Source organism: Maribacter sp. 2-571 (genome assembly GCF_050589625.1).
Classification (GTDB): domain Bacteria; phylum Bacteroidota; class Bacteroidia; order Flavobacteriales; family Flavobacteriaceae; genus Pelagihabitans.
In genome coordinates this window covers 75,499-100,908 of sequence record NZ_JBNGOP010000018.1, presented here as the reverse complement: position 1 = coordinate 100,908, position 25,410 = coordinate 75,499, and the positions used below count along the sequence as shown (strand labels likewise).

Sequence of the window (25,410 nt, the reverse complement as noted above, 5' to 3'; positions counted from 1 at the left end):
CGAATTTTAAACTATCTATTTAAGAAACTGAAATACTTAAATCGCTTCTTTGATTGCTTTAAGTTTCATTTTCGCAATCAAGTTTCGTTCTGCCTCTTGGTAAAACCCTTCTTTTACTTGTGCTTCGTACTTGGCTATCCTATTTGCAATCGTGATGTCCGTACTAAAAATCTCGATACGACACATCACGGTTTCATTCATTGCGTAGTATGCCTCTACCGTTATATGTTTATACCGATACGCGGTAAGTCTATAAGCAAGTAAGGCCTTAATTTCATCTTCTAAGCGTAATAGGTTTGGGTAGTTCATACTTCGAATTAATTTGTAGAGAATTGGAATATATCCAAAAGTATGGATTTATTCCATTTAGTGTGGTATTTTTACCGTTTGAGATTTAAATTTTACAGAATGGAATATGTCGTTGTGGATATTGAAACGGCCGGTAAGGGTATCAGGAACAATCGTATTACCGAGATATGTATTGTTCGAATGAACGAAGAGGTAGTTACGGATAAATTCGTTTCGCTCGTTAACCCTCAAGTACGCATTCCTGAATTTATTACGGAGCTTACGGGAATCGATAATGACATGGTGAGGACCGCTCCGCCTTTTGAGGAGATTGCCGCGAAGATCATCGACATTACCCACGATGCGGTTTTCGTGGCCCATAATGTCACATTTGATTACACAGTGCTAAAATCGGAATTTCGATTTTTAGGATATAAGTTCCACCGACAAAAATTGTGTACTGTTAAACTTGCCAAGCAACTCATACCGGGAAAATTGTCCTATAGCCTTGGTCGACTTTGTGCTACACTCGGTATCCCATTAATAAATCGCCATCGGGCAGAAGGGGACACAGACGCTACGGTAATCCTTTTCCAACGACTGTTAAGTCTGGATGATGACGGTATTGTTTTCGATTCTTTTTTAAAAGCACGAAAAACAGCACTGTCTTTGAACATAGATCGGGAGATTCTCGGTCGTCTGCCCCAACGGCCCGGAGTCTATTATTTCAAAGATTCAAAGGGGAAAATCCTTTACGTCGGGAAGGCCCTTCGAATAAAAGAACGAGTGCTAAGCCATTTCTATGACAAACGAAGCAAGGAATATGAAATGTGCCAAGCGACCCAAGCAATAGACTTCATTGAGACGGGAAATGAGCTCATCGCTTTATTGCTCGAAGCTGACGAAATTCAGAATCATTTTCCAAAATACAATATCGCCCAAAAGAAATTGAGGGCACCTTATACCATCATCCACTATATCAATAGAAAAGGAATAATTCAATTTGCGATCGATAGAAAGTCCGCTACGGATTTGGGAGCAATATCCTATTTCAAGCGAGAGGAAGCGGTTAGCAAGCTTAAGAATATTTGTGAAGAGTTTACGCTTTGCCCCAGATTTGCCGGATTACGGCGCGGCGATGAGTGTTGTTCCAACTATGATTTTAAGGGCTGTAATAAGGTATGTGAGGGTAGAGAGTCCGCAGCGATCTATAATATCCGTGCCAAAAGGGCAATTTCCGAGTTATACAAGAAACGGGACAACTACGCCATCGTGTGCAAAGGGCGTACCGTCAATGAACATGGATTTGTGCTGGTGCGGAACGGCGTCTATCAAGGATTCGGTTTTTTTGATAAGGAAGAAAGTATAATCGGTATGATCGATTTAGAAACGTTCCTAAGCACCAAAAAAAATACATATCATACCATGAGCATCATTGCAAGCCATTTAAATACCAATAAAACGGCTGTGAAGATTATGGTCCCGGAGGATATGTCGGTTTGATTCGGGCAGAAGGTCCCTTAAAGATGAAAGGCCATTTTAATATGGTTTTATAAGTTAAAAAGTAATCGGTTTTAGGGCCGGGAGAGCTATAAAATGAATGATTAAAATTTTACCTTAGTGGTATGATCAAAATCCCCGAAACCCTGAACGAGGGTCAGAAAAGAGCAGTTGAGTTCGATGGTCAACACCTTTTGGTGCTTGCCGGTGCCGGAACGGGAAAGACCAAGACGATAATAGCGAGGGCCGCACATTTAATACGGTCAGGAGTCGACCCGAAAAAAATACAGATACTCACCTTCACAAAAAAAGCTGCCAATGAAATCGTTGAACGGGTAAAGGCAACATTGCCCCGGTCCGAGGGCAATGCTCTCAGCGGTGCCACTTTTCACTCATGGTGCAACCAATTGATCGTGCGTTTCCCAAACCTATTCGGAGCAGCTTCATATACTGTTATAGATCCTGACGACCAGCTAAGTATCATGAAGATGGTCTGTGGGAATCGAAACCTCGATTTTGGTAAGCTTCGAATTAAACCACAGCAGCTCATCGATATTTATTCTTTTGCTCGAAATACAAAAAAAAGTTTAACAGAAAGTTTGCGGTTCAAGCTTTTTAAGGATAAAAAAGATGCGGATACCGATTTTGAGATTTCGAGTATAAAACCAAACGTAGAGAATATCTTAAGGGCATTCCAACAGAAAAAAGGTGAGCAACGTTATTTGGATTATGACGATTTGCTCTTAGTGGTTACTACGCAGCTACGAAGGAATGACGAAGCTCGTGAAATTCTATCTGGACATCTTGATTATCTGTTGGTTGATGAAATGCAGGACACCAACCCGTTACAATGAGATTTATTAGACCCTTTTCTCAGTATTTGTAAACTTTTTTGTGTCGGCGATGATGCGCAGTCCATCTACTCTTTTCGTGGTGCCGATTTTAGAAACGTACATTTGTTCAAGGAGCGTGTCCCCGACTCCGAAGTCTTTAAACTAGAAAAAAATTACCGATCTACCCAAGAAATTTTGGACCTATCCAATTGGCTATTGGAAAAGTCACCGGTACCTTATAGTAAAAAACTACGATCTAGCCGTGAGGGAGGTGAATTGCCCAAGCTTGTAAATGTCAGTGATGAGTGGCAGGAGGCCAATTGGGTCGCCGACGAAATACTCAAAAACTTTACGCACGAGGACAGAACTTTCTCCGACCACTTGGTTTTGGCAAGATCGCAATATTACTCCAAATCGTTACAGGCAGTTTTCATCAGGCGCAAGATTCCCTATGTGACCTACGGGGGTCGAAAATTTATGCAAGCAGCGCACATCAAGGATTTGGTTTCCCTATTACGTATTGTAAACAATCCGTATGATGAAATCGCATGGATTCGTTTTCTGACCTTTCAGGAGGGAGTAGGAGAGGTACGCGCGTCGCGCATTCTTCAGCATATTATTGAAAATGTGGGAAAAGAGGCGATTCCTGAAATCCTTCAAAACGCCATGCCAGGGGAAGACGGCACCAAAATTGCCAAATTATACGAAACGATCCATAGGCAGAAGGATGTCGGTCAAATGGTCGAGACAGCTTACGAAGCTATGGCGCTCCGTTTGGCATTTCGGTATAGGAAAGACTGGAACGAAAAAAGAAAAGCGGACTTTCCTGTTCTCAAGTTGCTTGCAAAAAGTTATCCCACGCTCGGAGAATTCATAGGAGAAGGGCTGCTCGATAATTCCGAGAACATGAATGGCCTTAATGTTCTAAACGAATCAAAGCTCGACACCGACGAAAAAAAGGACCATGTTATCATCTCTACCGTCCATTCGGCAAAGGGACTTGAAGCAGAGGTATGTATCGTCCTTAATGTTTCTCCTAAGGCTTATCCCTCATCAAGGTCGTTGGATAGTATCGATGCCATTGAAGAGGACCGACGCGTGCTTTACGTAGCGATGACCCGGGCAAAGAGTCGGCTGATATTGACACGTAATACCGCGTCTATATCGGCCGTTTACCAAAGCCGAACGCGCGATAACGGCCTTGAGAATCGTGATGATGCCAGTTCCTATTTTCTTAATGAATTGCCGGAGAACCTCGTTGAACAAAGTACCGTGGAAAGTAAATTTGGAAAGGTAAAAGATGTTGGGACACCAAATAAAATCGATTTGTCGTCCGGTATGGATTTTAGCTGATTTTTAGCCGTATTGGACTTCTTGGTATCGTAAGGTTTTCCAAAATAACAAGGTGCCATTTCTATTGAGGGGTAAAAACAAAAAATCCCGCTTTAGCGGGATTTCAATCATTATCAATGAATTCAATATTTCAGGTTATCGAGAAACTCATTGACGCGTTCCTTGCTTTCCCCGGTCTTCTTTTGAATACGTCCGACCAACTCGTCTTCTTTTCCTTCTTGATAGTCGAGATCATCCTCGGTGAGGTCCCCCCATTCCTGTTTGATCTTTCCCTTTGCAATATTCCAATTGCCTTTAAGCTTATCTTTCCATGGTGCCGACATACGATTTGATTTTAAGATTAGAGTACAAACCTATTTATTATTCGAGGTCATGCTTGACCGATATGGTTTAATAAGTGACCTGTTTGAGCGAAGAATAGAGATTTCGCCAAGAAAGTGCCCAAATAGCGGGCTCCCTTCCCAAATTCCTAGGGCGATGGTATAAAATCGGTCGGTCATTGTGCTGGATAAACTTGACAAGGCTCCAAAAATGGCAGCTTTTTTCCGTATTTCGTTACTGCGCTAAAATTAACCTCGCTACCTTTCCATATTGGCATCATCAGTAGAAAGGTTCCAAGGAATTTAAAAGTAATCTTATGGAAAAATGGGTATTGTCGTCTGCAGCATCATTGTTTTGGTTATTGATTTCTGTAATTGCGGTTTACTTGGCAGTAATAGGGCTGACCAGGTTGTTCGGAAAGCGTAGCTTTTCTAAAATGTCCAGTTTCGATTTTGCCGTAACCATAGCCATAGGCTCCATCATTGCATCTACACTTCTTTCTTCTTCGGTCAGTATCTCTAAAGGAGTTTTAGGTCTGACATCGGTATACGTTTTGCAATGGCTCATTTCTTACTTAAGGAGATTCAAAGCGTTTCAGAATATTGTCGATAATGAGCCGCTGTTATTAATGGAGGGTACTAAAGTATTGTGGGACAACCTTAAATCGGCGAACGTGACAGAGGATGATCTTAAAGCAAAATTAAGAGAGGCGAATGTAATAGAATTGTCCGAAGTAAGGGCCGTGGTGTTCGAAACCACTGGTGACATTGCAGTGCTGCATACCTGCGATTCAGAAAAATCGGTCGAACCATGGTTGCTGGAGGGGGTTCACAATTCTTAGTTTGAGGGATGGCAAAGGATAAACTAAATGTATTTTGGTTCAAGCGGGATTTAAGAATTATGGATAACCCGGCTTTAGGTGCCGCCCTGAACGACCCTCTAAAACTTTTATTAGTTTACGCCTATGAGCCGACCATTTGGGATGATGCCCACTACGCGGAACGCCATCAGAATTTTATAAAGGAAAGCCTGGCAGATCTCAATAAAGGTTTTCTGAAATACAACACGGAAATCCTGTGTGTCGAATCTGAAATAATATCCTTCTTCAAGAACCTCTTACAAAAGTATGATATTGCAACGGTCTACAGTACCGAGGAGACAGGACTTGAAATTACCTATACTAGAGATTTGAATTTCGCGACCTTTTGCGATACGAATACGATTACTTGGAAAGAGTTTCAGAATAATGGGGTCATTAGAGGTATCAAAAACAGGGCGACTTGGCGTGAAAACTGGTATTCTTATATGACGGCAGAAATGGCTCGACCAAAATTAGAGCGATCGAACCTGGCGTGTATTGAGGAGATCGAACATCTAAAAGCCCATTTTAAGTGCTTCCCAACACAAACCGATGTACATCAGTATCAAATAGGTGGAATTTTCCAGGCTTATAAATGGCTAAACTCATTTTTTGAGGACCGTATAGCGCATTATAGCGACTACATTTCCAAACCTGAGCTTGCCCGCACCGGATGTAGCCGTCTCTCCCCATATTTCGCATGGGGAAATCTGTCGATCCGTGAGGTTTACCAAAGAGCGCTCGTACTGAAGAAAAACACAAATTTTAAAAAGCAGTATAACGCATTTATATCACGCTTAAGATGGCAAAGTCATTTTATACAAAAATTTGAGATGGAGCATCGTATGGAATTTGAAGCGATCAATAAAGGTTTCCTAAATTTGGAGCAACCCTTGAACGATGAATTCGTGACAAGATGGAAAGCGGGAAGTACCGGTTATCCTTTGGTAGATGCAAGCATTCGATGTGTCGTGGAGACCGGATATATCAATTTCCGTATGCGATCCATGATCGTGTCCTTCCTCACCCATCATTTATTTCAACACTTTACGACTATAAGCGCGTGGCTTGCACGACAATTCTTGGACTTCGAACCTGGTATCCATTATGGTCAAATTCAAATGCAATCCGGCTTTACAGGTACAAATACCGTTAGGGTATACAACCCGGTAAAAAATGCGCATGACCATGATAACGAGGCCGTCTTTATCAAAAAATATGTTCCCGAGCTCCGTCGTCTTCCAGTACACCTTGCTATCGAACCGTGGACCATTAGTGAAATGGAAGAAACGTTTTATGGTTTCAGCTATGGAATCGATTACCCAGAACGAATAGTAGACATTGCCGAAACACGTAGAATAGCACTTCAGAAGCTTTATGGGCATCGAAAAAGCGATCTGGCGCGAGCCGAGAAAGAACGTATTTTAGAAAGGCATACCATACCTCGTAAAAGCAAGAAATGAAAAAAAATGTACTACTATGGTTTAAAAATGACCTTCGACTTCATGACAATGAATCCTTGGTCAAAGCTATCGCAACCGGGGCAACTATCCTTCCGGTATATATCTTCGACACGGAGCGTTACCGTAAACTTCCATTAGGCCTTCCGAAAACCGATTTGGTGCGGCTTCACTTTCTAAAACAATGTGTGTCCAACTTGCGTGAAAACTTAAAGGGGATAGGGGGAAATCTCATGATTTTGACGGGAAGGCCCGAAATAATCATTCCTAAATTGATAAAAGAGTACAATTGCCATACTGTTTTCGCCGAACAGGAATTTGCTACTGAAGAGTTGGTACAAATACGTCAGATCGGCAAGGAAGTAGAGGCAAGTTGTACCTTTGATTTTGCCTGGGGCCGAACGCTATATCATCTAAAGGATATTCCCTATGCCATTAACGATATCCCTCTGACCTCCAAGGCTTATCGTATCAATACGACAAAGAATGCCGTTGTGCGAGGTACCTTCCGTAAACCGAAAAAGATGAGCTGTATCGCCTTGGAACCAAGGGCATGGTCGACACTGCCCGATGATAAGCGGTTGGGTTTCCGGGAAGGTATCAATTTTACCGAAACCTACGTTCCAGGGGGAGAGACAGCGGCTTTGGAGCGTTTGGAATTTTATACTTTTAAAAGTGAGCAGTTGACCGGTTATCGTTGGTCGAGAAACCGATCCCTGGGGATGGAGTATAGCTCAAAGTTTTCCCCATACCTAGCTTTGGGCTGCCTCTCTGCAAGAACGATTTACGAGACCGTAAAACGATATGAGGCCGAGGTAAAGAAAAACCAGAGTACCTGGTGGCTAATTTTCGAGTTGATATGGCGCGATTACTTTACGTTCAAACTGATGCGATTTCAAAATAAAGTGTACCATACTCAGGGTTATACCGATAAAACCTATAATTTTAAGAACAGTGTTGAGCTGTTTCATCGATGGTGCGCGGGCGAAACCGGTATCCCGTTCGTGGACGCCCATATGAGACAACTAAACGCTACCGGATTTATGAGTAATCGCGGTCGGGTAAACTGTTCCAGTTTTTTAGTCTATGATTACCAGATCGATTGGACCTGGGGGGCGGCATATTTTGAATCAAAATTGATCGATTATGACGTTGCTTCCAATTGGATGAACTGGCATGCCCAGGCATATCAAATATGGTATACAAATCCGGTCAATCAGGCAAATAAATATAAAGCACACGAATTTATCAGAAAATGGGTTCCCGAACTTCGCCACACCAATGATAGGGAGGTGCTAATTCCATGGGAATATGACATCGAAGGATATCCCAGCCCCAATACTATTTTCAAGAAATGGACAAGGGCCATCACTAAAATAAAAAAAGAGCACGATGATCGCTAGTAAAAAAGAAATTCGGTCCGCCGCGGAGTAGGCATCACTATTATCGGGACCAAAACGGATTTCACGATATTAAGTTATCAAAAAATAAAATTACCCTAGTGCTTATACCATTTTAACTTTGAAATCGCGCGTATAGAAATTGAATTATTTTTTAGTTGTTCGAGGCTTTTTAACGAAGAACGGCCGAAAAAGTAACGATTTATTAGTGTTCTTTCATAGTTAAAATGGTATTAGTAGCGTACTACGATCGATTGGATATACATAAAGGAATGAAACAAGAGACCATTGCTATCATCGGATTTGGACCTAGAGGACTTTCCGCGTTGGAAAGTATATTTTTGGAAGCCGCTAAGACCAATACGCTTATCAAAATATTGATTTTTGAAAAATCCGGCCAACTTGGTTCAAGCTGGGTTTATGGTCCAGATCAGAGTAAAAGCAACTGGTTGAACATTGCCGAGCGGGCAGTGGCAATCTGGCCTAGACGTAGCATCGTTTTTGACGATTTCCAGATACCATCGTTTCCAGATTTTCAGGAATGGATCGAGTATGACACGGATAAGGACGATTCAAGTTTGGATCGGTTTCCACTGCGATCGCAGATGGGGGGATACCTGAACGAACGTTATAGTGGAATGGCCAAAACGTTATTAAGTAAAGGGCTGTTGGAGGTCGTTCAGGGCGAAGTAGTACAGGTGGCCCCAAAAAACGGAGCGGTAGCCATTTGTTTGAACGATGGTACTACATTCACTACAACGGAAGCGGTCTTGACCATTGGGCATCAGCCAACTGAAGTTGATGGACAGTTAAAGGCTTGGCAATCCTATGCCGCACAAAATCGACACGTCAAACTTTTCCGTGATACCTACCCAGTTGAAAACATCCTTCGATCGGGAACTATAAAGCCCGAGAGAAATATTGGGATAAGAGGTTTTGGATTGGCCATGATAGATGTTGTCCGTGCATTAAGCCAAAAATTGGGCGGACGGTTCAAAGTTATCGATGAATCGACCAGAGCAATGAAATACCTTCCATCGGGAAAGGAGGCCGATGTACTCGTTCCATTTTCCTTGGATGGTCTTCCGATGGCTCCAAAACCTTTGAATAAAAAAATCGACCAAAATTACGTTCCGACCGATAGTCAATTGGAAAAGTTTAGAAAGGCGGTACGCAAATCCATTGAATCCGACATTGAACTGAAATCTCCGGAGTTTTTGATGGATGCCATCGCTCCATTAATTGTAGAGAAATTTTCATCGTCAAGACTCATTTCTCGTCCACATAATCTAAAAAATAATGAGATACGTTCCTTGGTAAAGTCTTGGTTACTGGACGAAAATTTTTCTCATCCGCTCATCGTATCGAAAAAATTACCGGTAAATGAAATGATAGCTTTTTTTGTAGGTATGGCAACCGGCACAAAAGCGGTAAGCTTGGATTTTTGCATCGGCCATATTTGGCGACATTGTCAGCCGACGATGTACGAGCTTCTATCGTTCGCCCCGCTATCCGACGAACTAATTGCCGCTATAGTAGCGTTGGACGAGCGCTTAAAACGATACTCTTATGGGCCACCTGTGGATAGTCTGCAACAGCTATTGGCTTTGGTAGCTGCGAAAAGGCTGACTTTGGACTATATTAGAGACCCTGATATTGAAACGACCGAAAGCGGTTGGCGGTTGACCAACAAGAACAGTAGCATTAAGGTACAAGTAATGGTCAACTCCGTATTGGATTCCCCTGAGCTAAAGAAGGTCGCATCGCCCATTGTCCGACGATTATTGGAGGATGATAAGGTTGAAGCCTTACATGATGATCTGGGTATCCGAACGGAAGAAAATGGTTCGGTCAAATTTGCCAATTCTGAGAAATCCTACCGTTTGTCGGTATTGGGGCGATTGGCAAAAGGAACGCTCATCGGAGTCGATGCAATCGCCGAATGCTTTGGCGAACGTTCGGAACTATGGGCGCAGGGCGTTCTTTCCAGATTACGGGAAAAACAATAGTGTAATTTGCGGCGAATCAACGTACTTGTTCCGGGAGAAGTGGTGAGAAGGATGTTTCTCAAAACATTCAGGCTTAGCTACCTGCTATCCTACATATGCCCGGTGCAAGGTGCCTTGAAAAGAATTTTGTTTGAACATAGGGCCATCATCCCTATTGGCACCCGTTTAAAATGATGAAACGCATTTTTGAACAAAGAGCGGAAATCTAGCACCGTCGGGGTTACAAAAGAACCAAAAGGGGTAAAAAGTCAAGGCCGGTTTGTACTGACTACCGGGATAACGTTTTGGTAGCACAGCATTGAAGGATTAGCGGTCGTAAAACTGAAGGCAATGGTCATACCTGCCTGGACCGTATTCCGAGCTTCATCCAACTTTATCGCTATGATCGCTCCTTTCTATTTCTGTCCTATTCAAAATGGTGCTATTAAATTCTAGGTTGTTGTAGTGCAGGTTATCTAATGATTTAAACTAACGTGAGATCAACATAAGGATTATTGTATTGCCCTAAAGTTATGGATGTTGATATTGGGTTTGGTCGGACAGAGGGAGTATGCTATCGGTCCCGATATCATATTGCTAATGAAGTTGTCGAAACTTCTATGTCCTGTGTGTTCTATGTGGCATTGGTCTTTCAGGATGTTGTTGACACATGCGATGACGGCCCTCTTTCTCAATAATATTTTATCATGAATGTGCATAGTGCGTTTTTCATGTTCTTTCAGATCTTGGTCACCGGATGATGTATCCCGTCCACGAACAGTTTTTCGAATAGTTCTTTCCCGATATACCCCCTATCGGCGAATATCTTTCCGAAGACCTTATCGCGGAAGGGCCTGTCCCTCAAGGGTTGCCTATCGTCCACATTGCCCCGTGCCATAACGAAATCCGGTATCTCGCCCCTTTCGTTGATTACCATGTATAGTTTAAAACCGAAGAACCATCCCATGGTGCCCCTTCCCTTGGTCGCGATACCTTTGAAGACCTTGTTCCGTTTTTCGCTTTTTTAATGGCACGCCTTGATTACCGTGGAATCCAAAAAGGATATCCCGGAACATTCTCCCGAACAACAAGGTTTGAAGAAATATGGCCATTGGCAGCATTGCCTTTTTTTGAAGCTCGACAAAACGGTAATAGGATACCGTATCGGGAAAGTCATCTTTCATGTGCCGTTTGACATGATCGATATAAAAATGTTTCAGGCAACGGTAACCTTTCAACTGAAACAGTATCATGATAGTGATTACCCCGCTATCGCTCATTTTGGACTTTCCATGCCTTTTCCTCTTGGGATTATCGCTTTGAATCGAATTTGGACCGGAACACGGTCCATTTCTTTACAAAGATCATCGATATGACAGCCCCGAAATCTCAGGGTCGGTAATTTCATCTTTGGAAACCACAAGCGATTTTTTGCTCAAATATATGAATTCCAGATACTTGAATATAGTAAATTATTGCCTATTTCTCTTGGTAATCGTTGGATTTCTTATCTCGAATTCACGTTAGAGCGGGTTTTTTCTGAACCGACCTTAAATCTGAATATGATATGAAAACCTGATATCGCCAATGTGTTCCGATGTAGTGGAGGGCAGGTTATCTTAAATGAGTTGTTCTTAATTTACTAAAAAAGGGTTTGACTTTTTCTAAAGTCAAACCCTTTTTTGTTTACATCTAACCACTCGGTGAATGGTTTCGTTAATTCATTTATTTCAAATCCTCTAATCTTCTGACGTTGTTTAGGTCCGTGCGGATAGAAATTAGCTGGTTTCTTACCAACGTCGCCAAAGATTGTGGCAAAGTGCTATCTTCCAAAACTTCCTCGTACTCCTCGACTGCTGCTTTATCACCCTTAATTGCTTCTTCCAACATTGCCTCGTCGTTATCACCGGAGAAAAAAGCTTTTACATCCATCCATGATCTGTGTACGGTTCCAGCAAATGACCCATCTTCATCGATTTCCTCATAATTGGAGCTTAGTTCACGCCTTAGCTCGGCGTTAAACTTACCACGATCTTTCGCTTTTCTTTCAAAGAAATTTTTTAAATTTAAATCAGTGGCGTTCTCGGCCGCTTTTTTGTAACCTTTCTCGGCATCTACGTTTTTTTCTAAAATTTCCTCCAATTGATCGGTAACCTTTTCATAAGTTGTGCTCATAATATAATATTTTTGTGACCTTAATGGTCGTTATTAATAATTAATATATGACAAACTTAGGTTGAACCAGCTGTTATGTTTGATGCATAAACGAAGATCCTTTGCTGATTTGAAATAGATTGGCGAGATGGTAGACCGGTGAATGTCGACTCCTCAATTTTTTAAAACGATTATCCTCCAATCACCAAACTAAATTGATACAAAATCCAAGGAAGGCACGGCTGCGGTTTTATACTCATTCCGCTATAGCACTATTCCCGACTCCTTCAAAGGTCATTCGAATTGGTTTTATGGTACCATCTTGATTGAATTCCATAATCTCCATACAAGTCACCCTATGGTCGCGGTCTTCATTGGGTACCGGTCTACGATGGTATACAATTATATACTCATCGGTATTTGGTTTGTTGATTACAGAATGATGACCGGCACCAGTTGCAATATCCCCTTCTTTGGATTGGAGTATGGTACCGACACGTTTATAAGGGCCAGTAGCCTTATCGGACATGGCATAGGCTACCTTATAACTTCCGTTGGTCCACTCACCCTCTGACCACATAAAATAGTAAATACCTTTTCGCAGGAACATAAACGGTCCTTCAACATAGCCCTTTGGAGTAATTTCCTTGAACTTGCTACCATCCTCCCAAGGGATAAAATCAGTGAAATCATCCTTGAGTTTGCCTAGATTGCAATGGCCCCATCCACCATAAAAAAAATAATGGGTATCATCGGTATCCCTAAACACGAACTGGTCGATGGGTTGGGCATCATTATAGAAATCGGAGATTAAGGGTCTGCCCAAATAATCCTCATATGGTCCTCCGGGATCATCCGCCACGGCAATACCTATTCCCCCATAATGATTGATGTCATTATTAGGGTCAAAGGAATCCCTACCCGGTCGCTGGATGTCATTGGCCCCAAAGAAAAGATAGTATTTGCCCGCTTTCTCTATAACGGATGGAGCCCATAGAGCTTGGCGCAACCATTTTATTTTGCTCTTGTCCAAAATACGTTCGTGTTTCTTCCAGTTTACCAAATCCTTGGAGGAAAATGCATCGAAGTGTAATTGATCGGTAAAGTCATCCGAGAAGGTCGGGAATACCCAGTACGTATTGTTAAAGACGGCTCCTTCCGGATCGGCGTACCACCCTCCAAAAATCGGGTTGTTTTTCTTTACATCTTCTTGTGCTAGCGAGAAGGAGAAACTGAAATGGCATAAAAGACTTAAAAAAAAATGTTTGAACATAAAATCGATATTTCTATTAGTACAAATTCGCGTGATGCGGCAGAAACAGAGTTGGGCTAGGACCCTATTCAAATATCATTAAAAATAATGATAGTGTGAGCTCCAATGTTTTATCCTTTGTATGTGTTTGTGGATTAAGCACCTATGATCGGGGCGGAACAAAATTAACGGAACCGAAGGCTATGTGCCCAATATAAAGGTATGCTTTTTTTGAATCAAAGGGGTATCGTTCCGTTCTGTTCAACTCTATATGTGCACTATCGCTTATGCCTTAACGGACAACTAAAATTTTCTATAACGTTATCTTGTACGGCATTTAAAAGAATGCCAAAATACCTTAATTTTATGCATTGACCGTAAGAACAAAAAAACGGATATGTCCGTAGTTCGCTATGCGTTCATGTTGTCCTTTGCCAAATAGTAGATCGGCCAGGCCGTAATGATATTTATTTAAAACATGAAAACCGATATCCCTAAAATTTTCGCCCTAATATGCTGCACAATGGTGGCCTATGGCTGTAGTACAAGTGAAGGATCTTTTAGCGTCCATAATCTAGGTAAAAATTATAGGACGAATCATGAAAAGTTGGTACCTGGCATGTACCATCATATCGAGAAAAAAGATGATGTAGTCGGAGGGAATACGAGCATACGCAATGTGAATGCCGAAAATTTGGTTTGGAAGGGAAACCCCAACGAAAATGGTTATGGTTATTTTCAAAGAAATAGGGACTTGGGACAGGTATTCACCGTAGGTGGCACGGAGGATGTAATATTGGATGCGCTGGTTTTGCGAACCTCAAGGGGAAATAATGCCGTAATGAAAGGGGCCATCGGCGCAAAGATGAATATAGTTTTTTTCGAAGTGAAGCGCAGCGGGAAAGGATTATCGATAAATGAGAACGGTACAACAAAAGGGGATAGCGCAACTCACGGTTTTGATCATCAGTTTAATCGAGCGGACGATTACATAGAGGGCGCTACATATACGTTTTTACATCATTCGATCGGTGGATCGTTTCCCGATATCGGTACCACGAGCCAGTTTGTTTACGATAATGGAAAGGGCGAACCTTTTGGTGAGCAGGAAGGGCACCTGATATTTTTTAGATGTGACTTTTCAGAGCGTTCGGAAATCGTGCTGAAAGCGGGCAAGACCTATGCGTTTCTCATCGGGTTTACCGAGGCGGCAAGTTCAAGGGGTTTGGCTTTGGCAATTTCATCCGAGGTTCACACCAAGGAAAAGGGAGACTTTCTAAGGGACTCCTCCGGAAATATCAGATGGGGCGTACGTAGAGAGGGTAATGGTGATAACCCTCCAATGATGCTGGGTAATTCCGAACCACCAGAGAATAAAAAACTTAAGAAAGCTCTTTTAGGGCAGTCCCTATTCCCGAAAAATCATTTTAAGGGACTGGAGCCCACCAGTGACGGGTACCCGGATGTCGACACCTATCGTACGCTTCAATTTTATCTGGAGGTGAAGTAGGCATGATAGAGGTTTCGGAGCGATCAGCCTGGTAGATAGCATGATTTTTTTGGAACAGGCCCGCAAATAGTATCCTTCCGTTGTTTCATCTACAACGTGGATTTGAGTCACGAATAGCGTAGAACGACGGATGGAAAGGGTTAACGAACAATTGGTTACAAGGGATAATCCTTTAATTCTGATAATTTAAAAAGGTGAAAATGACCGGCCTAATGCACATTGCCACTAAGAAAGCTGTATGCTCTTCAATAATTGTAATCCTGGTCATAGTGATTTCAGGCTTCATCGCGGAAACAGAACCGCAAAGCAAACAAGAGGAAAAATTCACTTCTGAACTTTTAGAATTAAAAGATTATTTTAAAATTCCCGGGCTTGCGGTTTCTATCGATAAAGAGGGAAAAAATGTTTATCGACGTTTTTTTGGAGTGTCCGATATGGAAAACGGTACAAATCTAGATTCAACCAACTTATTTCCGATAGCATCGATAACCAAAGTTTTTTCCGGAGTTTTGGTAATGAAACTCGTAGAGCAAAAAAAACTGTCGCTAGATGCCCCAGTAGATGAAATTTTGCAGAAACCCATATTTGGCGACTCAATTTTGGTAAAGCACATTTTATCACATACTTCACAGGGAAGGGTAGGTGAGAAATTTTATTATAGCTCAAGGTTCGGGTTTCTGACCAATATCATTGAGCGGGCTACAGGTAAATCTTTTTCTGAAGTAATGGACGAGGAAATTTTGATGCCATTGCAGCTTAAAAATACCTTTTTACTGAAAGATTCTACTCAAACGAAAAAATTGGCCAAACCTTATATCGTTGAAAATGGTATAGAAAGTGGTTTTATTGACTATGGCTATTCGTCTTCGGCCGGAATCGTTTCAAATTTGGAAGATTTGAGGATTTTTAATAATGCATTGGACAATAACCTGATCATAAACGAAAAATCAAAAATGTTGATGTTTCGTGCCTATAATAGTTTACCATATGGGTATGGGGTCTTTAATCAGCAATTTCAAAATTTGAACATGATATGGGCCTATGGACAATATGATTGCTATTCCGGTTTGTTGTTAAAAGTTCCGTCTGAAAACCTGACCTTAACAATTCTGGCCAATAATAATTTGCCGAGTGATTCGGCTAGGCTTATCAATGGCGATGTCACATCATCCTTGTTTGCCATTAGTTTCATCAAAAACTATTTGCTCGGACTGACCGAGATGCCCTTGTTCGAAAAGTCGGATGCCATATCTGAAACGACTTCGAACGAAGATTTTTTTAGGCGAAAACTGTTGGGACAAGCGTTGGCGGAATCCTATATGGCCAGATTTGATCAAAAAAAACTGAAGTCGAGTATAAGGTTATTGAATTATGTTTTTTCCAAATACCCGGATTATTTACAATATTCCGATTTAAATCTATTACATAACCTCACTTTTTTAAAGGACGTTATCTTTCACATGGAACTTGATGCGTTTAACGATTTTGACATTTATATAGAACGTATAGCGCAAAAACTATTGGAAGAAGCGCCGAACAATCCTTATGTTCATGCGTATTTGGGCACTTTCTATAGTAGAAAAGGACATATTGCCAAAGCCAGGAAACATTTTGAGGATATCGTAAATTCCAAGAATTTTTCTGAAAATTGGTATACGCATGAAGCCGAACAATGGTTAAAGGAAAATGAATAACATTTTGTACCGAAGCTTAGAAGGTTTAAGGAAATAGGTACATAAAGAATTGAATAAAGGAAGAAGCGGTTTTCACTTTTTGGATCGGAGCGATACCGATGCTTCGGGACATGATTTTTCTGCTCTTTGAAGTCTTTTTTGAGCCGCCTGGCAGGGCTATGGCAGGGAAAAGTCAAAAAAAGTGTGAAAAAGCGTCATTTTAGCCTCGCGACGGTAAGGGAGAAAGAGTTTAGACCGCTCGAAGTAAAAAGTTCCATTTCCGTAAGAACGTTTTCTTGAAAAAGTTTGCCATTGATCTGGTTCAAAGGTTTTGTTAAGGATTGAATAGAGGTACCATGGTCCCTAAAATTTTTAACACGTTAAAATCGACTGCATGTCGTTACCGGTTTTTTCAAAAGAATCAAGGTTTTTGCCAAAAGCAATAACCCTTGATGTAGTCGTAATTTAATTTTACATCGTTACCGATACTAACGTTATCAAAAAAAGAAGTAAAATCTAAATTGTACATTATGAAAAAAATTAAATTTTTATCGTTCACATTGTTTATGGTATTCGTTTCATCCACCTTCGCCCAAACGGACAAGGAAATTCGAATTATGGAAGATGCCGAAAGGATGAAAACAGAAATGTTGGATAGGGCAGAGGGATTACAGGAATACTTCTCCAAATCGGCAGGCTACGCAATTTTTCCTAACGTAGGTAAGGGAGGGCTCATTATCGGAGGAGCTTCGGGGAACGGAGTGCTATATGATAACGGGACCGCAGTGGGAATGGCAAATCTCAAAGAATTAAGTGTAGGTTTTAAGGCAGGTGGAAAAGCGGTTGCCGAGGTAATCTTCTTTGAATCGGAAACGGATTTGGAGGCGTTTAAAAATGGATCTTTTGAGCTTGGGGCGGAAGCTTCCGCAATTGCAATTAAAAAGGGAGTTTCCGTTAACTTGAAATTTACGGATGGTACCGCTGTCTTTGCGATGCCAAAGACCGGATTAATGGCCGACGCTTCGGTCGCAGGACAGAAATTTAAGTATGCTCCGTTCCAAGGCGAAGAAAATATGGGAAAATAACATAGCATACCTATAAATAACAAGGGCGACCCTTTTTGGGTCGCTTTTTATTTGTGCACCAGATAACGATACGCCTTTTGTCCAATTAAATGACAAAATAAAAACAAAAGATATCGTTCTTGCGATAGCGTCAATTATTGAAACAAAAGCATCCTTAAAATTTTGCAAAATGGAATAATTTGAACGTCTTAATCAGATAGATGTCCTTTCAAGATACAACACCATCCAATGCTGTCGGTTCAATACTCTTGAGAAACAAGGATAACTTGGCGTATTACCGGCACGGGATGCAGAAGGCATCTCACGGGATACCAAAACGGATATTGAATATCGTGTTTATGAAAAGACTATTGTTCGACCAGTATTTTGATGCTAAGGATGGCGGGTATAGCAAGTATCTAAATATGGAACTTGAGAAATTATATTTTGGCCATACGGACTTCCAAGATCATGAACTTATACTCCGAAACCCTCAAGACTATCTGTTTCTCAAGGAACATTTGCTAATCGAGAAAACCGATACGGCCACAGTGTGTTACTTGCTGAACAAAGGAAACTTAGATCCGGGGATCAGGAGAAACTTGGAAAGGGCCAATTCAAAATTGTTCGACCGGAAACTCAACCGTTTGACAAAGCGAATACTGGACCTTAACAGAAATCGGTTTTTGGTCGAAAAATCCAATAAACTGAGGCGAACCGATCGGGTATTTCTTCTATTGGTCCGGTTGCCCAAGGATTGGGTAAACGATGTGTTCAAGAAGTTTATCATCAGTGCATCTCGATCCTACTTTAAAAAAACCGGATTGGCAAGCACCGGTAGATTTCCGTCTCATTTTGACATTTATACCCTTAAACCGTTTCGCACAAACATTCCTACGGATACTAAAACGGTTATAATGTTTACCGTTTACCTATTGTCAATAATCCTCTATAGAATTTTGGAAGGTTAAGGATATAAAGAGTTCTCGAACTTGACAATCTCCTTCATGATCACGTACAAAGGGTGCCAGCGGCACTAATTCCGCGCTGTCGCGGTACTCCCTTATTACCGGAGTGCCCAGGAAGACGTTATCCATCTGCACGACATGTACACGCGATACGTAGCTCTCAAAAATTCTCGTTTCGTTGGTCGATCCTAAATAAAATACCATGCACCGTAGCTGCATATATCAGTATCGGGCCAAACCTTAACACTATACGGATTCTATTAATTTTTCATTTTATCGGGTTAATTATCGATGGGTTTTAGGACTACTTTTCGTTCAAAATCGAATTTTAATCACATTTCTCACTTTAATTTTTCTTATTTAACTAAAGAACACTCTATGGAAGGGAATACTGTTGGTCTCAACATCCAAAATTTATTGGGACAGGTAGAAGAAACGGCAAATATCAGTGTTTTGGTCAATGATGCCTCGTTTCTGGGGCTTTTGGAACAATTTCGTAAAATTGATGCCTTTTCCTTAAGCTTGGCTACCGAATTAGGGCATCACTTCGGTAGTAACGCCATTTTTCTTTTGCGAAAATTAAGGAGCGCTTACGCAATGCCCATACGATTGTTGATTCCTTTGGTATCCCAGTTTGCAGATATCGTTAATCCGAAATCTTCGGATACCTGGACATATCTTAAAAATTTGGTGTCCACCGAACCGGAAGGCGCTTCAAGTGTTGCAAGCCTTATTTTAAAATATGGGCTACAAAATGAAACCAAGTCCTTAATAGCGGAATTGGAAAAATCCGACCCCCATGCCATTTATCCTACCTCGCCCTATCGGGAATCGAAAGGTACCGTGAGCACTAGCTTGGACGATAAACATATAGAAGCCGTTATGACCACTTCCACTATGACGGAAATACATATCTCGGAAGGGGTTCTGCAAGTTGAAAATACCATATTAAAAAACCTTTATCAGCCTTTGGGAAGATGTATCTGTGTGTTGGATTCTAACATAAGTGAACATTACAGAGACGACATTGTCCGTTATTTTAGACACTTCGATATCGCGTTGAACCTACTGGTATACCGAGCAATGGAAGTCGATAAGGGTATCGGGATGGTGGAGGAACTCTTAAGTGATTTTAAAAGGGTCGGTGTCTCCCGACAAGAACCTGTGCTCATAGTGGGGGGAGGCGTTATTGCCGATATTGGTGGTTTGGCCTGCTCACTCTACCATCGGAATACGCCCTACGTAATGCTGGCCACGTCCATTGTGTCCGGTATCGATGCGGGACCATCTCCCAGAACTTGCTGTGACGGGTTTGGTTTTAAAAACTTATTTGGCGCTTACCACGCTCCCGTAATGACCCTCACCGACCGTACCTTTTTCAAAACCTTGCGCACCGGATGGGTACGTCATGGAATCGCAGAAATAATAAAAATGGCCGTAGTCAAGGATTCCGAACTTTTTGAACTGTTGGAAGAAACCGGCATAGATTTGGTCTATTCCCAATTTGGGACATTGGTAGATGATAATGCGCTTGGAGATCGGAGTCAACGCATTCTGGCCTTGGCAATGCGAAGTTATGTGCAGGCCGAATATGATAACCTATACGAGACCCATCAATGTAGACCCCATGCTTACGGTCATACGTGGTCTCCCGGCTACGAAATACCTTCCGGAATGCTCCACGGACACGCCGTTGCCTGCGGAATGGGTTTTGGGGCCTACCTAAGTTATCGGGAGGGATGGATTTCGGAGCACGATAGAAATCGGATACTTTCGCTGATCGGCGAATTTGAGCTTAGTCTTTGGCATCCGATCCTTGACAATACGGATTTGGTCTACCAAGCACAAATAAAGGTTATCGAGAAAAGAGGTGGCAATCTTGTTGCGCCTTTGCCCAAAGGTAAAATTGGTGATTGCGGCTATCTGAACAAACTTTCTTACGAAGAGCTAAAATTATCCCTTTTAGAGTACAAGGTCCTTTGTAAAACCTTCAAACGTAACGGACTGGGAGTCGATGCACACTGTCATGAAGTAGGGCTTGAGGACCCATCCACGGTGGTGAACTTAAACCTGGCAAACAGGGTAAACTGATATGCGGTTGCAAACCACCATAACATGTATTCAACTTTTAAATAATTTAATCCAAACGAAATTATGAAAACAAAAGTCTTATTTATCGGGTCTATCGGTGTAGTGGCGGAAACTTCGGAATTACAGCGGCAGGCTTATAATCAGGCGCTTAAGGAAAATGGGGTTGATTGGAACTGGAACAAAGGAGTATATAAGCGGCTATTGCAACGTAGCGGTGGTCAGGACCGTCTGGATATGTTGGCTATGGCCACTGGACATCGACTGTCCGCCGGGCAGATCGAAAAAATACATTCTAGAAAGACCCAATTGGCCTGTGATTTGGTAAGATCAAAAGTGACGGGCCCTCGCGCGGGCGTTGCACAATTGATCAAGGAAGCGATCGATGACAATATACAGGTCGCTTGGGTTACCACTACGGGAAAAGAAAATACCGGTGCCATTTTGGACGCCTGTAAAGCATCCATAAGCGCTAACGATTTTAGTCATATCTTCCATAGGGAGGATGCAGCGAATGGTAAGCCTGAACCGGATATTTATACGGTAGCCCTAAAGCATTTTGATGCACGTCCCGAAGAGTGTATTGCCATCGAGGATTCGCTAAATTCAATTCTTTCCTCAAAGGCCGCGGGCATCTATACCGTGGCGACCTTGGGCCAATACCACGATGAACACGTTGAGAACATTGCCGATTTAGTGGTCGATTCCTTGGATGATATGAATTGGAACAAGCTTAAAACGGCACACCGATCTGCTACTTACGCCAAAGTCGCCTAACGAAATGAAAACTACCGAAAATACTATTGGAAAAGAGGAATCGGGTCACCGGGCCGTAACGCCCCATACCATTCTCGGTGAAAAATTGATGCTTTTGCGCCGGCAACTTTCCGAAGGCGGGCAGGCTTCCGACGTTTTAAATTTAGTTGACGAATGCCTCGGCCTTATCGTACCAATGGAAGGTTATCTTAAGCTGAACACAACTCCTGCCTCGGACGAACTAATGCGCCTCGAGGAGAATACAAATACCCTAAATTGGGAATCGGCATTTGATACCTCCCTTACGGCCCTACCTCTGGAAAAAGAAATGCTCAGTGGGGCATTGGAAGGCCAATTTCTAAAAATGCTAGTGGAAATTTCCGGAGCGAAGAACATATTGGAAATCGGATCCTTTACGGGATACGCCTCTCTAGCAATGGCAGAAGGTCTCCCGGAAAACGGGAAGCTTTATGCCTGTGAATATGACCGGTACACCGCTAATTTCGCACGCGAACAGATTTTAGCGTCGAATCACGCACACAAGATCGAAATCGTTCAGGGCGATGCCCTGGAATCGATGAACGATCTTAAGAAGAAGGGCGAAACCTTCGATTTTGTTTTCTTGGATGCCGATAAAAAAGGGTACGCGCAGTATTATTCGGCACTCATGGATGGTGAACTTATCCAAAAGGGAGGCATACTTTGTATCGACAATACGCTTTATATGGGAGAGACCTTTTCCTCGACTGAAATTACGGAAAATGGCCGTGCCATAAAATCATTCAATGCAATGGTGGCGGCCGACGAAAGAGTGCGTCAGGTGATGTTGCCGCTCCGGGACGGCGTTACAATCGTGAGACGTGTCGGATAATCTTGAAAAGCTTGTGAAAGTCGGAGTGGTGCCCTTGGTCCTCTGGTCGCTGGGTATGTTATGGTTGATTCCTACTTTGCTGCTATCTGTCATATCCCGTTTCCGATCCTACCCAAAAGCAGGAAGGTCGGGCAGAACGGTTCTTTTGACAGGGGCCAAAATGACCAAATGTTTACAGCTTGCACGTATGTTCCAAGCTGCCGGCGACAGGGTCATCGTTGCGGAAACACCTTTATACCGGTGGTGCGGAACACGATTTTCTAACGCGATATCAAAGTTTTATATTATTTCGGACATCGAAGGACAAGGTGAGGGATATTGTGAAGATCTTATAGCCCTTGCGGAAAGGGAAAATGTGGATTTGTTCGTACCCGTGGCCACACCTAAATCCGCCTATTTTGATGCCTTGGCCAAACCTGGTTTTCCGAAAAATACCGAGGTATTCCATTTTGACCTCGATCTGGTCGATATCTTGGATGACAAACACCGATTTATAGGTATTGCCAAAGCGTTTGGACTGTCCGTTCCTGAGTCCCATCTCTTTGAAAATAAGCAAGAGTTGTTGCGTTTTGATTTTAATTCCGACAAAAGGTATGTTTTAAAAAAGATAGCATATGATCCAGTGTATCGTTTGGACTTACGAACACTGCCACATGCCGGATGGCAAGACCGTGTGATGGCACTTCCTATCGACTCCGACAACAGGTGGGTCCTTCAGGAATTTATAGAAGGTGATGAGGTATGTACCCACACAACTTCACGATGGGGCGAATTGAACCTATACATCTGCTCCGCATCGTCACCGTTTCAAGTAAATTACGAAATGTTACATCTCCCAAAGGTAAAAGAATGGGTTCGTTCCTTTGTGAAAAGCCTTGGGGCCACGGGCCAAATATCCTTTGACTTTATTTTAAAGGAGAACGGTACCGTAATTCCCATCGAATGTAATCCGAGGACCCATTCCGCCATAACGCTGTTGCACGACCACAAAAGGGCAATAGCTGCATATAGGAAATCGGAAAGGTCCACTGACTATTTTGAACCGGGGAAAAATTCCGGTCACACCTATTGGTGGTATCACGAACTCTATCGACTGCTTACATGTAGGAATCTTTCGAGTGCTAAAATGCTGATTATCCGAATGTTTACCGGGAAAGAGGCTGTTTTTCAATGGTATGACCCTTGGCCGTTTTGGTTCAACAATCATATAAGCATACCCTATCAAATCATTAAAAAGTTCCGTAAAGGAGCGCTATGGACCCGAATTGACTTTAACATTGGTAAAATAATCGTTCCAGGTGGAGACTAAAAATACAAAGACGATCCTGACGGCCTTACAACTCGTGGGATCGCCTACGTCAAAATTCTTTTACGAACTTTCATTTTTGTATGCGAGAGAGGTCGTAACACCAATGGGATTTCAATCGCTCTTCGCTGTGGCACATCCTGATGGACGCTGGTCGGTTTCTAAAAAACTATCCGGGCCATTGACCAAAATATCTTTTAAAGAAATGTTGGATTTGATAGGAGCCGTCGATATTGCCATATGCCATATGTTCTGTAAAAAGGGAATGATATCGATTCGAATCCTTTTGGAGGACGTATTGGATATTCCGGTCGTTGGTTCTTCGGGTCATAGCTTGGCGGTCGCTCAAAATAAGTTCCTTGCTAAAAGCTTGGTCGCGGAGGCTGGCGTAGCTGTGCCTCTGGGACAAAAGTTAAAGTATGGGCCAACGATCATTTCCAATGTTCGTGTTGACCAATTTCCGGTGATTATCAAACCTAACAATGCCGATAATTCCGATGGACTATCATTGGTATTTGAGAAAAATGAGATGCCCGCCGCATTTAAAAAAGCGGGTCAATTCGATGACTCCATTCTTGTTGAGACGTATATTCCGGGTAGAGAAATCAGAGGGGCGCTTATTGAATCCGGAGAAGGTTTAATAATACCCCCCTTCATTGAATATTTGGTCGATAATGATCATCCTATTCGGAATCCAGAGGACAAATTGCTGTTCAACGATTCAGGGAAACTGATGGGCCAATCAAAAAAAGAGAATGTACCTGCCATGTGTCCCGCCGAATTAGACGATTCCTTAAAGGAAAAGTTGGTCTCCGCAATGAAAATCGCCCATGTTGCATTGGATTGCCGAGATTACTCGATGTTCGATTTTAGGATAGCCAGCGATACAAATAAAGTGTATATGTTGGAAACGGGTTTTTTTTGGTCATTTAGTCCAAAAAGTATGATCTCACGGATGTTAAGGGAAGCGGGAATTTCGCTGTTGGAAACAACCCATGCGATTTGGTCTAGGACATTTGAAAGGGGGCGCCGGTAGTTGACCGATAATATATGGGGTGTTTACCTCGTTTGCCCGCATTTCGATCAAAATAGAATAGTGTAATCATCGATTTATAAACCGTATTCATGAAACAACCATTGTTTGCTTAATGTAGAGGTGAAGGTTTCCCTGTTTAAGGCACAAATTTCCCTTCTTCCGAATTGGGGGCGATATCCGGTTTCTTCGTTCCGGTCGGACTTTGTTCCAGACCTGCGGAATCTTGACCGAAAAATGACATGATATCGGCCTGCGAGATCAACATTTTGGCCGTATTTCCTCTTATGGCAATAGCGTTTTGTAGCAGTGCAGGGTTCTTGTTCAGTATCTTTAACCAGCCCGTAACGTCATATGCTCCACTGTCGAATCCAGCAGGTGCATCGGGGTGTTCGGGAGATAGGATTTCGCTTAGTTCCAACTGTAACAGTTCCGAAAGTTCCGTCCACAGGGTATCCCCCAGATTTTCCTTGTCGATATCCTTGGTGATGACCTCCATGGGGAGACTTTCGGCATATGCCAGGAGTTGTTTTCCCAAGTTGGATTTGGAACTGTAAATTAAAGTGAGTTGGCGGTCGTCCTTTGCTATAATTCCCATAGGTATCGTTATAATGTTGCGTTAGGATATGAGGGCCGAGATTTCCCGGCTGTTTTTTGTATCCTCGATATCGCTGTATAAAAGTAGCGACATGCGCTCAAGGGCATTGATGCGATTCCAAAAATTACGTGTTCT

20 protein-coding genes and 2 pseudogenes are annotated in these 25,410 nt (G+C 42.3%); 16 read left to right on the top strand and 6 right to left on the bottom strand.

The annotated features are described in order from the left end of the window. Positions 1-36: 36 nt before the first annotated feature. Positions 37-309, bottom strand: coding sequence for a hypothetical protein (locus ACRD7P_RS13810; RefSeq protein ID WP_430908219.1), 273 nt, complete (start codon positions 307-309; stop codon positions 37-39). A 99-nt stretch (positions 310-408) separates the two neighbouring features. On the opposite strand from ACRD7P_RS13810, the gene ACRD7P_RS13805 reads away from it, so the two are divergent. From ACRD7P_RS13805 to ACRD7P_RS13795, 3 genes and pseudogenes are all read left to right on the top strand, one after another. Further along, on the top strand, positions 409-1,791 hold the full coding sequence (locus ACRD7P_RS13805; RefSeq protein WP_430908218.1) for an exonuclease domain-containing protein: 1,383 nt from the start codon (positions 409-411) through the stop codon (positions 1,789-1,791). A 122-nt stretch (positions 1,792-1,913) separates the two neighbouring features. Further along, a pseudogene (locus tag ACRD7P_RS13800) lies at positions 1,914-2,750 on the top strand (ATP-dependent helicase); the annotation flags it as partial. Beyond that, complete coding sequence (locus ACRD7P_RS13795; RefSeq protein ID WP_430908226.1) at positions 2,745-3,974, top strand: ATP-dependent helicase; 1,230 nt, start codon at positions 2,745-2,747, stop codon at positions 3,972-3,974. The pseudogene ACRD7P_RS13800 and the gene ACRD7P_RS13795, both read left to right, overlap by 6 nt. Positions 3,975-4,096: 122 nt before the next feature. Here ACRD7P_RS13795 and ACRD7P_RS13790 read toward each other — a convergent pair whose 3' ends face one another. Then, the gene (locus tag ACRD7P_RS13790; protein WP_430908217.1) at positions 4,097-4,297 is read right to left on the bottom strand and encodes a CsbD family protein; all 201 of its coding nucleotides are present in this window, start codon (positions 4,295-4,297) and stop codon (positions 4,097-4,099) included. Positions 4,298-4,611: 314 nt separating this feature from the next. Between ACRD7P_RS13790 and ACRD7P_RS13785 the strand changes: the two genes are divergently transcribed. The 4 genes from ACRD7P_RS13785 to ACRD7P_RS13770 all read left to right on the top strand — a co-directional run bounded on the left by ACRD7P_RS13785 (position 4,612) and on the right by ACRD7P_RS13770 (position 10,023). Next, a complete protein-coding gene (locus ACRD7P_RS13785; RefSeq protein WP_430908216.1) occupies positions 4,612-5,136 on the top strand; it encodes a DUF421 domain-containing protein in 525 nt (174 codons plus the stop codon). Positions 5,137-5,144: 8 nt separating this feature from the next. Then, complete coding sequence (locus ACRD7P_RS13780; protein ID WP_430908215.1) at positions 5,145-6,617, top strand: deoxyribodipyrimidine photo-lyase/cryptochrome family protein; 1,473 nt, start codon at positions 5,145-5,147, stop codon at positions 6,615-6,617. Next, on the top strand, positions 6,614-8,017 hold the full coding sequence (locus ACRD7P_RS13775) for a DASH family cryptochrome (RefSeq protein WP_430908214.1): 1,404 nt from the start codon (positions 6,614-6,616) through the stop codon (positions 8,015-8,017). The genes ACRD7P_RS13780 and ACRD7P_RS13775 overlap by 4 nt, the downstream gene beginning before the upstream one ends. 269 nt (positions 8,018-8,286) lie before the next feature. Beyond that, positions 8,287-10,023 (top strand): FAD/NAD(P)-binding protein, encoded by a 1,737-nt coding sequence (locus tag ACRD7P_RS13770; RefSeq protein WP_430908213.1) that lies wholly within the window; start codon positions 8,287-8,289, stop codon positions 10,021-10,023. Between the two features lie 491 nt (positions 10,024-10,514). Here ACRD7P_RS13770 and ACRD7P_RS13765 read toward each other — a convergent pair. The 3 genes and pseudogenes from ACRD7P_RS13765 to ACRD7P_RS13755 all read right to left on the bottom strand — a co-directional run bounded on the left by ACRD7P_RS13765 (position 10,515) and on the right by ACRD7P_RS13755 (position 13,429). Beyond that, positions 10,515-11,410, bottom strand: a pseudogene (locus tag ACRD7P_RS13765) (IS982 family transposase). A gap of 317 nt (positions 11,411-11,727) precedes the next feature. Beyond that, positions 11,728-12,177, bottom strand: a complete 450-nt coding sequence (locus ACRD7P_RS13760; RefSeq protein WP_430908212.1) for a ferritin-like domain-containing protein — start codon at positions 12,175-12,177, stop codon at positions 11,728-11,730. 235 nt (positions 12,178-12,412) lie between these two features. Then, positions 12,413-13,429 carry a glycoside hydrolase family 43 protein gene (locus ACRD7P_RS13755; RefSeq protein ID WP_430908211.1) on the bottom strand — a complete coding sequence of 339 codons (1,017 nt, stop codon included), beginning with the start codon at positions 13,427-13,429 and terminating at the stop codon, positions 12,413-12,415. Positions 13,430-13,886: 457 nt separating this feature from the next. On the opposite strand from ACRD7P_RS13755, the gene ACRD7P_RS13750 reads away from it, so the two are divergent. The 9 genes from ACRD7P_RS13750 (at position 13,887) to ACRD7P_RS13710 (ending at position 24,680) form a co-directional block, all read left to right on the top strand. After that, the gene (locus ACRD7P_RS13750; RefSeq protein WP_430908210.1) at positions 13,887-14,918 is read left to right on the top strand and encodes a hypothetical protein; all 1,032 of its coding nucleotides are present in this window, start codon (positions 13,887-13,889) and stop codon (positions 14,916-14,918) included. A 200-nt stretch (positions 14,919-15,118) separates the two neighbouring features. Further along, positions 15,119-16,612 carry a serine hydrolase gene (locus ACRD7P_RS13745; RefSeq protein ID WP_430908209.1) on the top strand — a complete coding sequence of 498 codons (1,494 nt, stop codon included), beginning with the start codon at positions 15,119-15,121 and terminating at the stop codon, positions 16,610-16,612. 509 nt (positions 16,613-17,121) lie between these two features. Continuing rightward, on the top strand, positions 17,122-17,676 hold the full coding sequence (locus ACRD7P_RS13740) for a YSC84-related protein (protein ID WP_430908208.1): 555 nt from the start codon (positions 17,122-17,124) through the stop codon (positions 17,674-17,676). 200 nt (positions 17,677-17,876) lie between these two features. Then, positions 17,877-18,626, top strand: a complete 750-nt coding sequence (locus tag ACRD7P_RS13735; protein ID WP_430908207.1) for a hypothetical protein — start codon at positions 17,877-17,879, stop codon at positions 18,624-18,626. A gap of 375 nt (positions 18,627-19,001) precedes the next feature. Then, positions 19,002-20,714: a sedoheptulose 7-phosphate cyclase gene (locus ACRD7P_RS13730; protein WP_430908206.1), complete on the top strand. Its 1,713-nt coding sequence runs from the start codon at positions 19,002-19,004 to the stop codon at positions 20,712-20,714. 63 nt (positions 20,715-20,777) lie between these two features. Further along, complete coding sequence (locus tag ACRD7P_RS13725; RefSeq protein ID WP_430908205.1) at positions 20,778-21,488, top strand: HAD-IA family hydrolase; 711 nt, start codon at positions 20,778-20,780, stop codon at positions 21,486-21,488. Between the two features lie 4 nt (positions 21,489-21,492). Beyond that, entirely contained in the window at positions 21,493-22,338 is an 846-nt protein-coding gene (locus ACRD7P_RS13720) for an O-methyltransferase (protein WP_430908204.1), read from the top strand. Next, positions 22,328-23,647 (top strand): hypothetical protein, encoded by a 1,320-nt coding sequence (locus ACRD7P_RS13715; RefSeq protein ID WP_430908203.1) that lies wholly within the window; start codon positions 22,328-22,330, stop codon positions 23,645-23,647. The genes ACRD7P_RS13720 and ACRD7P_RS13715 overlap by 11 nt, the downstream gene beginning before the upstream one ends. 103 nt (positions 23,648-23,750) lie before the next feature. Further along, positions 23,751-24,680 carry a D-alanine--D-alanine ligase family protein gene (locus ACRD7P_RS13710; protein WP_430908202.1) on the top strand — a complete coding sequence of 310 codons (930 nt, stop codon included), beginning with the start codon at positions 23,751-23,753 and terminating at the stop codon, positions 24,678-24,680. Between the two features lie 136 nt (positions 24,681-24,816). Here the strand turns inward: ACRD7P_RS13710 and ACRD7P_RS13705 are convergent, their stop codons facing one another. Continuing rightward, positions 24,817-25,275 (bottom strand): hypothetical protein, encoded by a 459-nt coding sequence (locus ACRD7P_RS13705; RefSeq protein WP_430908201.1) that lies wholly within the window; start codon positions 25,273-25,275, stop codon positions 24,817-24,819. Between the last annotated feature and the right edge of the window lie 135 nt (positions 25,276-25,410).

What these genes read in the sequence shown, in the direction of transcription:
- ACRD7P_RS13720 (WP_430908204.1), top strand. Translation starts at nt 21,493, where the DNA reads ATGAAAACTACCGAAAATACTATTGGAAAAGAGGAATCGGGTCACCGG.
- ACRD7P_RS13785 (WP_430908216.1), top strand. Translation starts at nt 4,612, where the DNA reads ATGGAAAAATGGGTATTGTCGTCTGCAGCATCATTGTTTTGGTTATTG.
- ACRD7P_RS13725 (WP_430908205.1), top strand. Translation starts at nt 20,778, where the DNA reads ATGAAAACAAAAGTCTTATTTATCGGGTCTATCGGTGTAGTGGCGGAA.
- ACRD7P_RS13760 (WP_430908212.1), bottom strand. Translation starts at nt 12,177, where the DNA reads ATGAGCACAACTTATGAAAAGGTTACCGATCAATTGGAGGAAATTTTA.
- ACRD7P_RS13775 (WP_430908214.1), top strand. Translation starts at nt 6,614, where the DNA reads ATGAAAAAAAATGTACTACTATGGTTTAAAAATGACCTTCGACTTCAT.
- ACRD7P_RS13755 (WP_430908211.1), bottom strand. Translation starts at nt 13,429, where the DNA reads ATGTTCAAACATTTTTTTTTAAGTCTTTTATGCCATTTCAGTTTCTCC.
- ACRD7P_RS13745 (WP_430908209.1), top strand. Translation starts at nt 15,119, where the DNA reads ATGACCGGCCTAATGCACATTGCCACTAAGAAAGCTGTATGCTCTTCA.
- ACRD7P_RS13735 (WP_430908207.1), top strand. Translation starts at nt 17,877, where the DNA reads ATGTCCTTTCAAGATACAACACCATCCAATGCTGTCGGTTCAATACTC.
- ACRD7P_RS13710 (WP_430908202.1), top strand. Translation starts at nt 23,751, where the DNA reads ATGGGATTTCAATCGCTCTTCGCTGTGGCACATCCTGATGGACGCTGG.
- ACRD7P_RS13705 (WP_430908201.1), bottom strand. Translation starts at nt 25,275, where the DNA reads ATGGGAATTATAGCAAAGGACGACCGCCAACTCACTTTAATTTACAGT.
- ACRD7P_RS13750 (WP_430908210.1), top strand. Translation starts at nt 13,887, where the DNA reads ATGAAAACCGATATCCCTAAAATTTTCGCCCTAATATGCTGCACAATG.
- ACRD7P_RS13740 (WP_430908208.1), top strand. Translation starts at nt 17,122, where the DNA reads ATGAAAAAAATTAAATTTTTATCGTTCACATTGTTTATGGTATTCGTT.
- ACRD7P_RS13810 (WP_430908219.1), bottom strand. Translation starts at nt 309, where the DNA reads ATGAACTACCCAAACCTATTACGCTTAGAAGATGAAATTAAGGCCTTA.
- ACRD7P_RS13770 (WP_430908213.1), top strand. Translation starts at nt 8,287, where the DNA reads ATGAAACAAGAGACCATTGCTATCATCGGATTTGGACCTAGAGGACTT.
- ACRD7P_RS13805 (WP_430908218.1), top strand. Translation starts at nt 409, where the DNA reads ATGGAATATGTCGTTGTGGATATTGAAACGGCCGGTAAGGGTATCAGG.
- ACRD7P_RS13780 (WP_430908215.1), top strand. Translation starts at nt 5,145, where the DNA reads ATGGCAAAGGATAAACTAAATGTATTTTGGTTCAAGCGGGATTTAAGA.
- ACRD7P_RS13790 (WP_430908217.1), bottom strand. Translation starts at nt 4,297, where the DNA reads ATGTCGGCACCATGGAAAGATAAGCTTAAAGGCAATTGGAATATTGCA.
- ACRD7P_RS13730 (WP_430908206.1), top strand. Translation starts at nt 19,002, where the DNA reads ATGGAAGGGAATACTGTTGGTCTCAACATCCAAAATTTATTGGGACAG.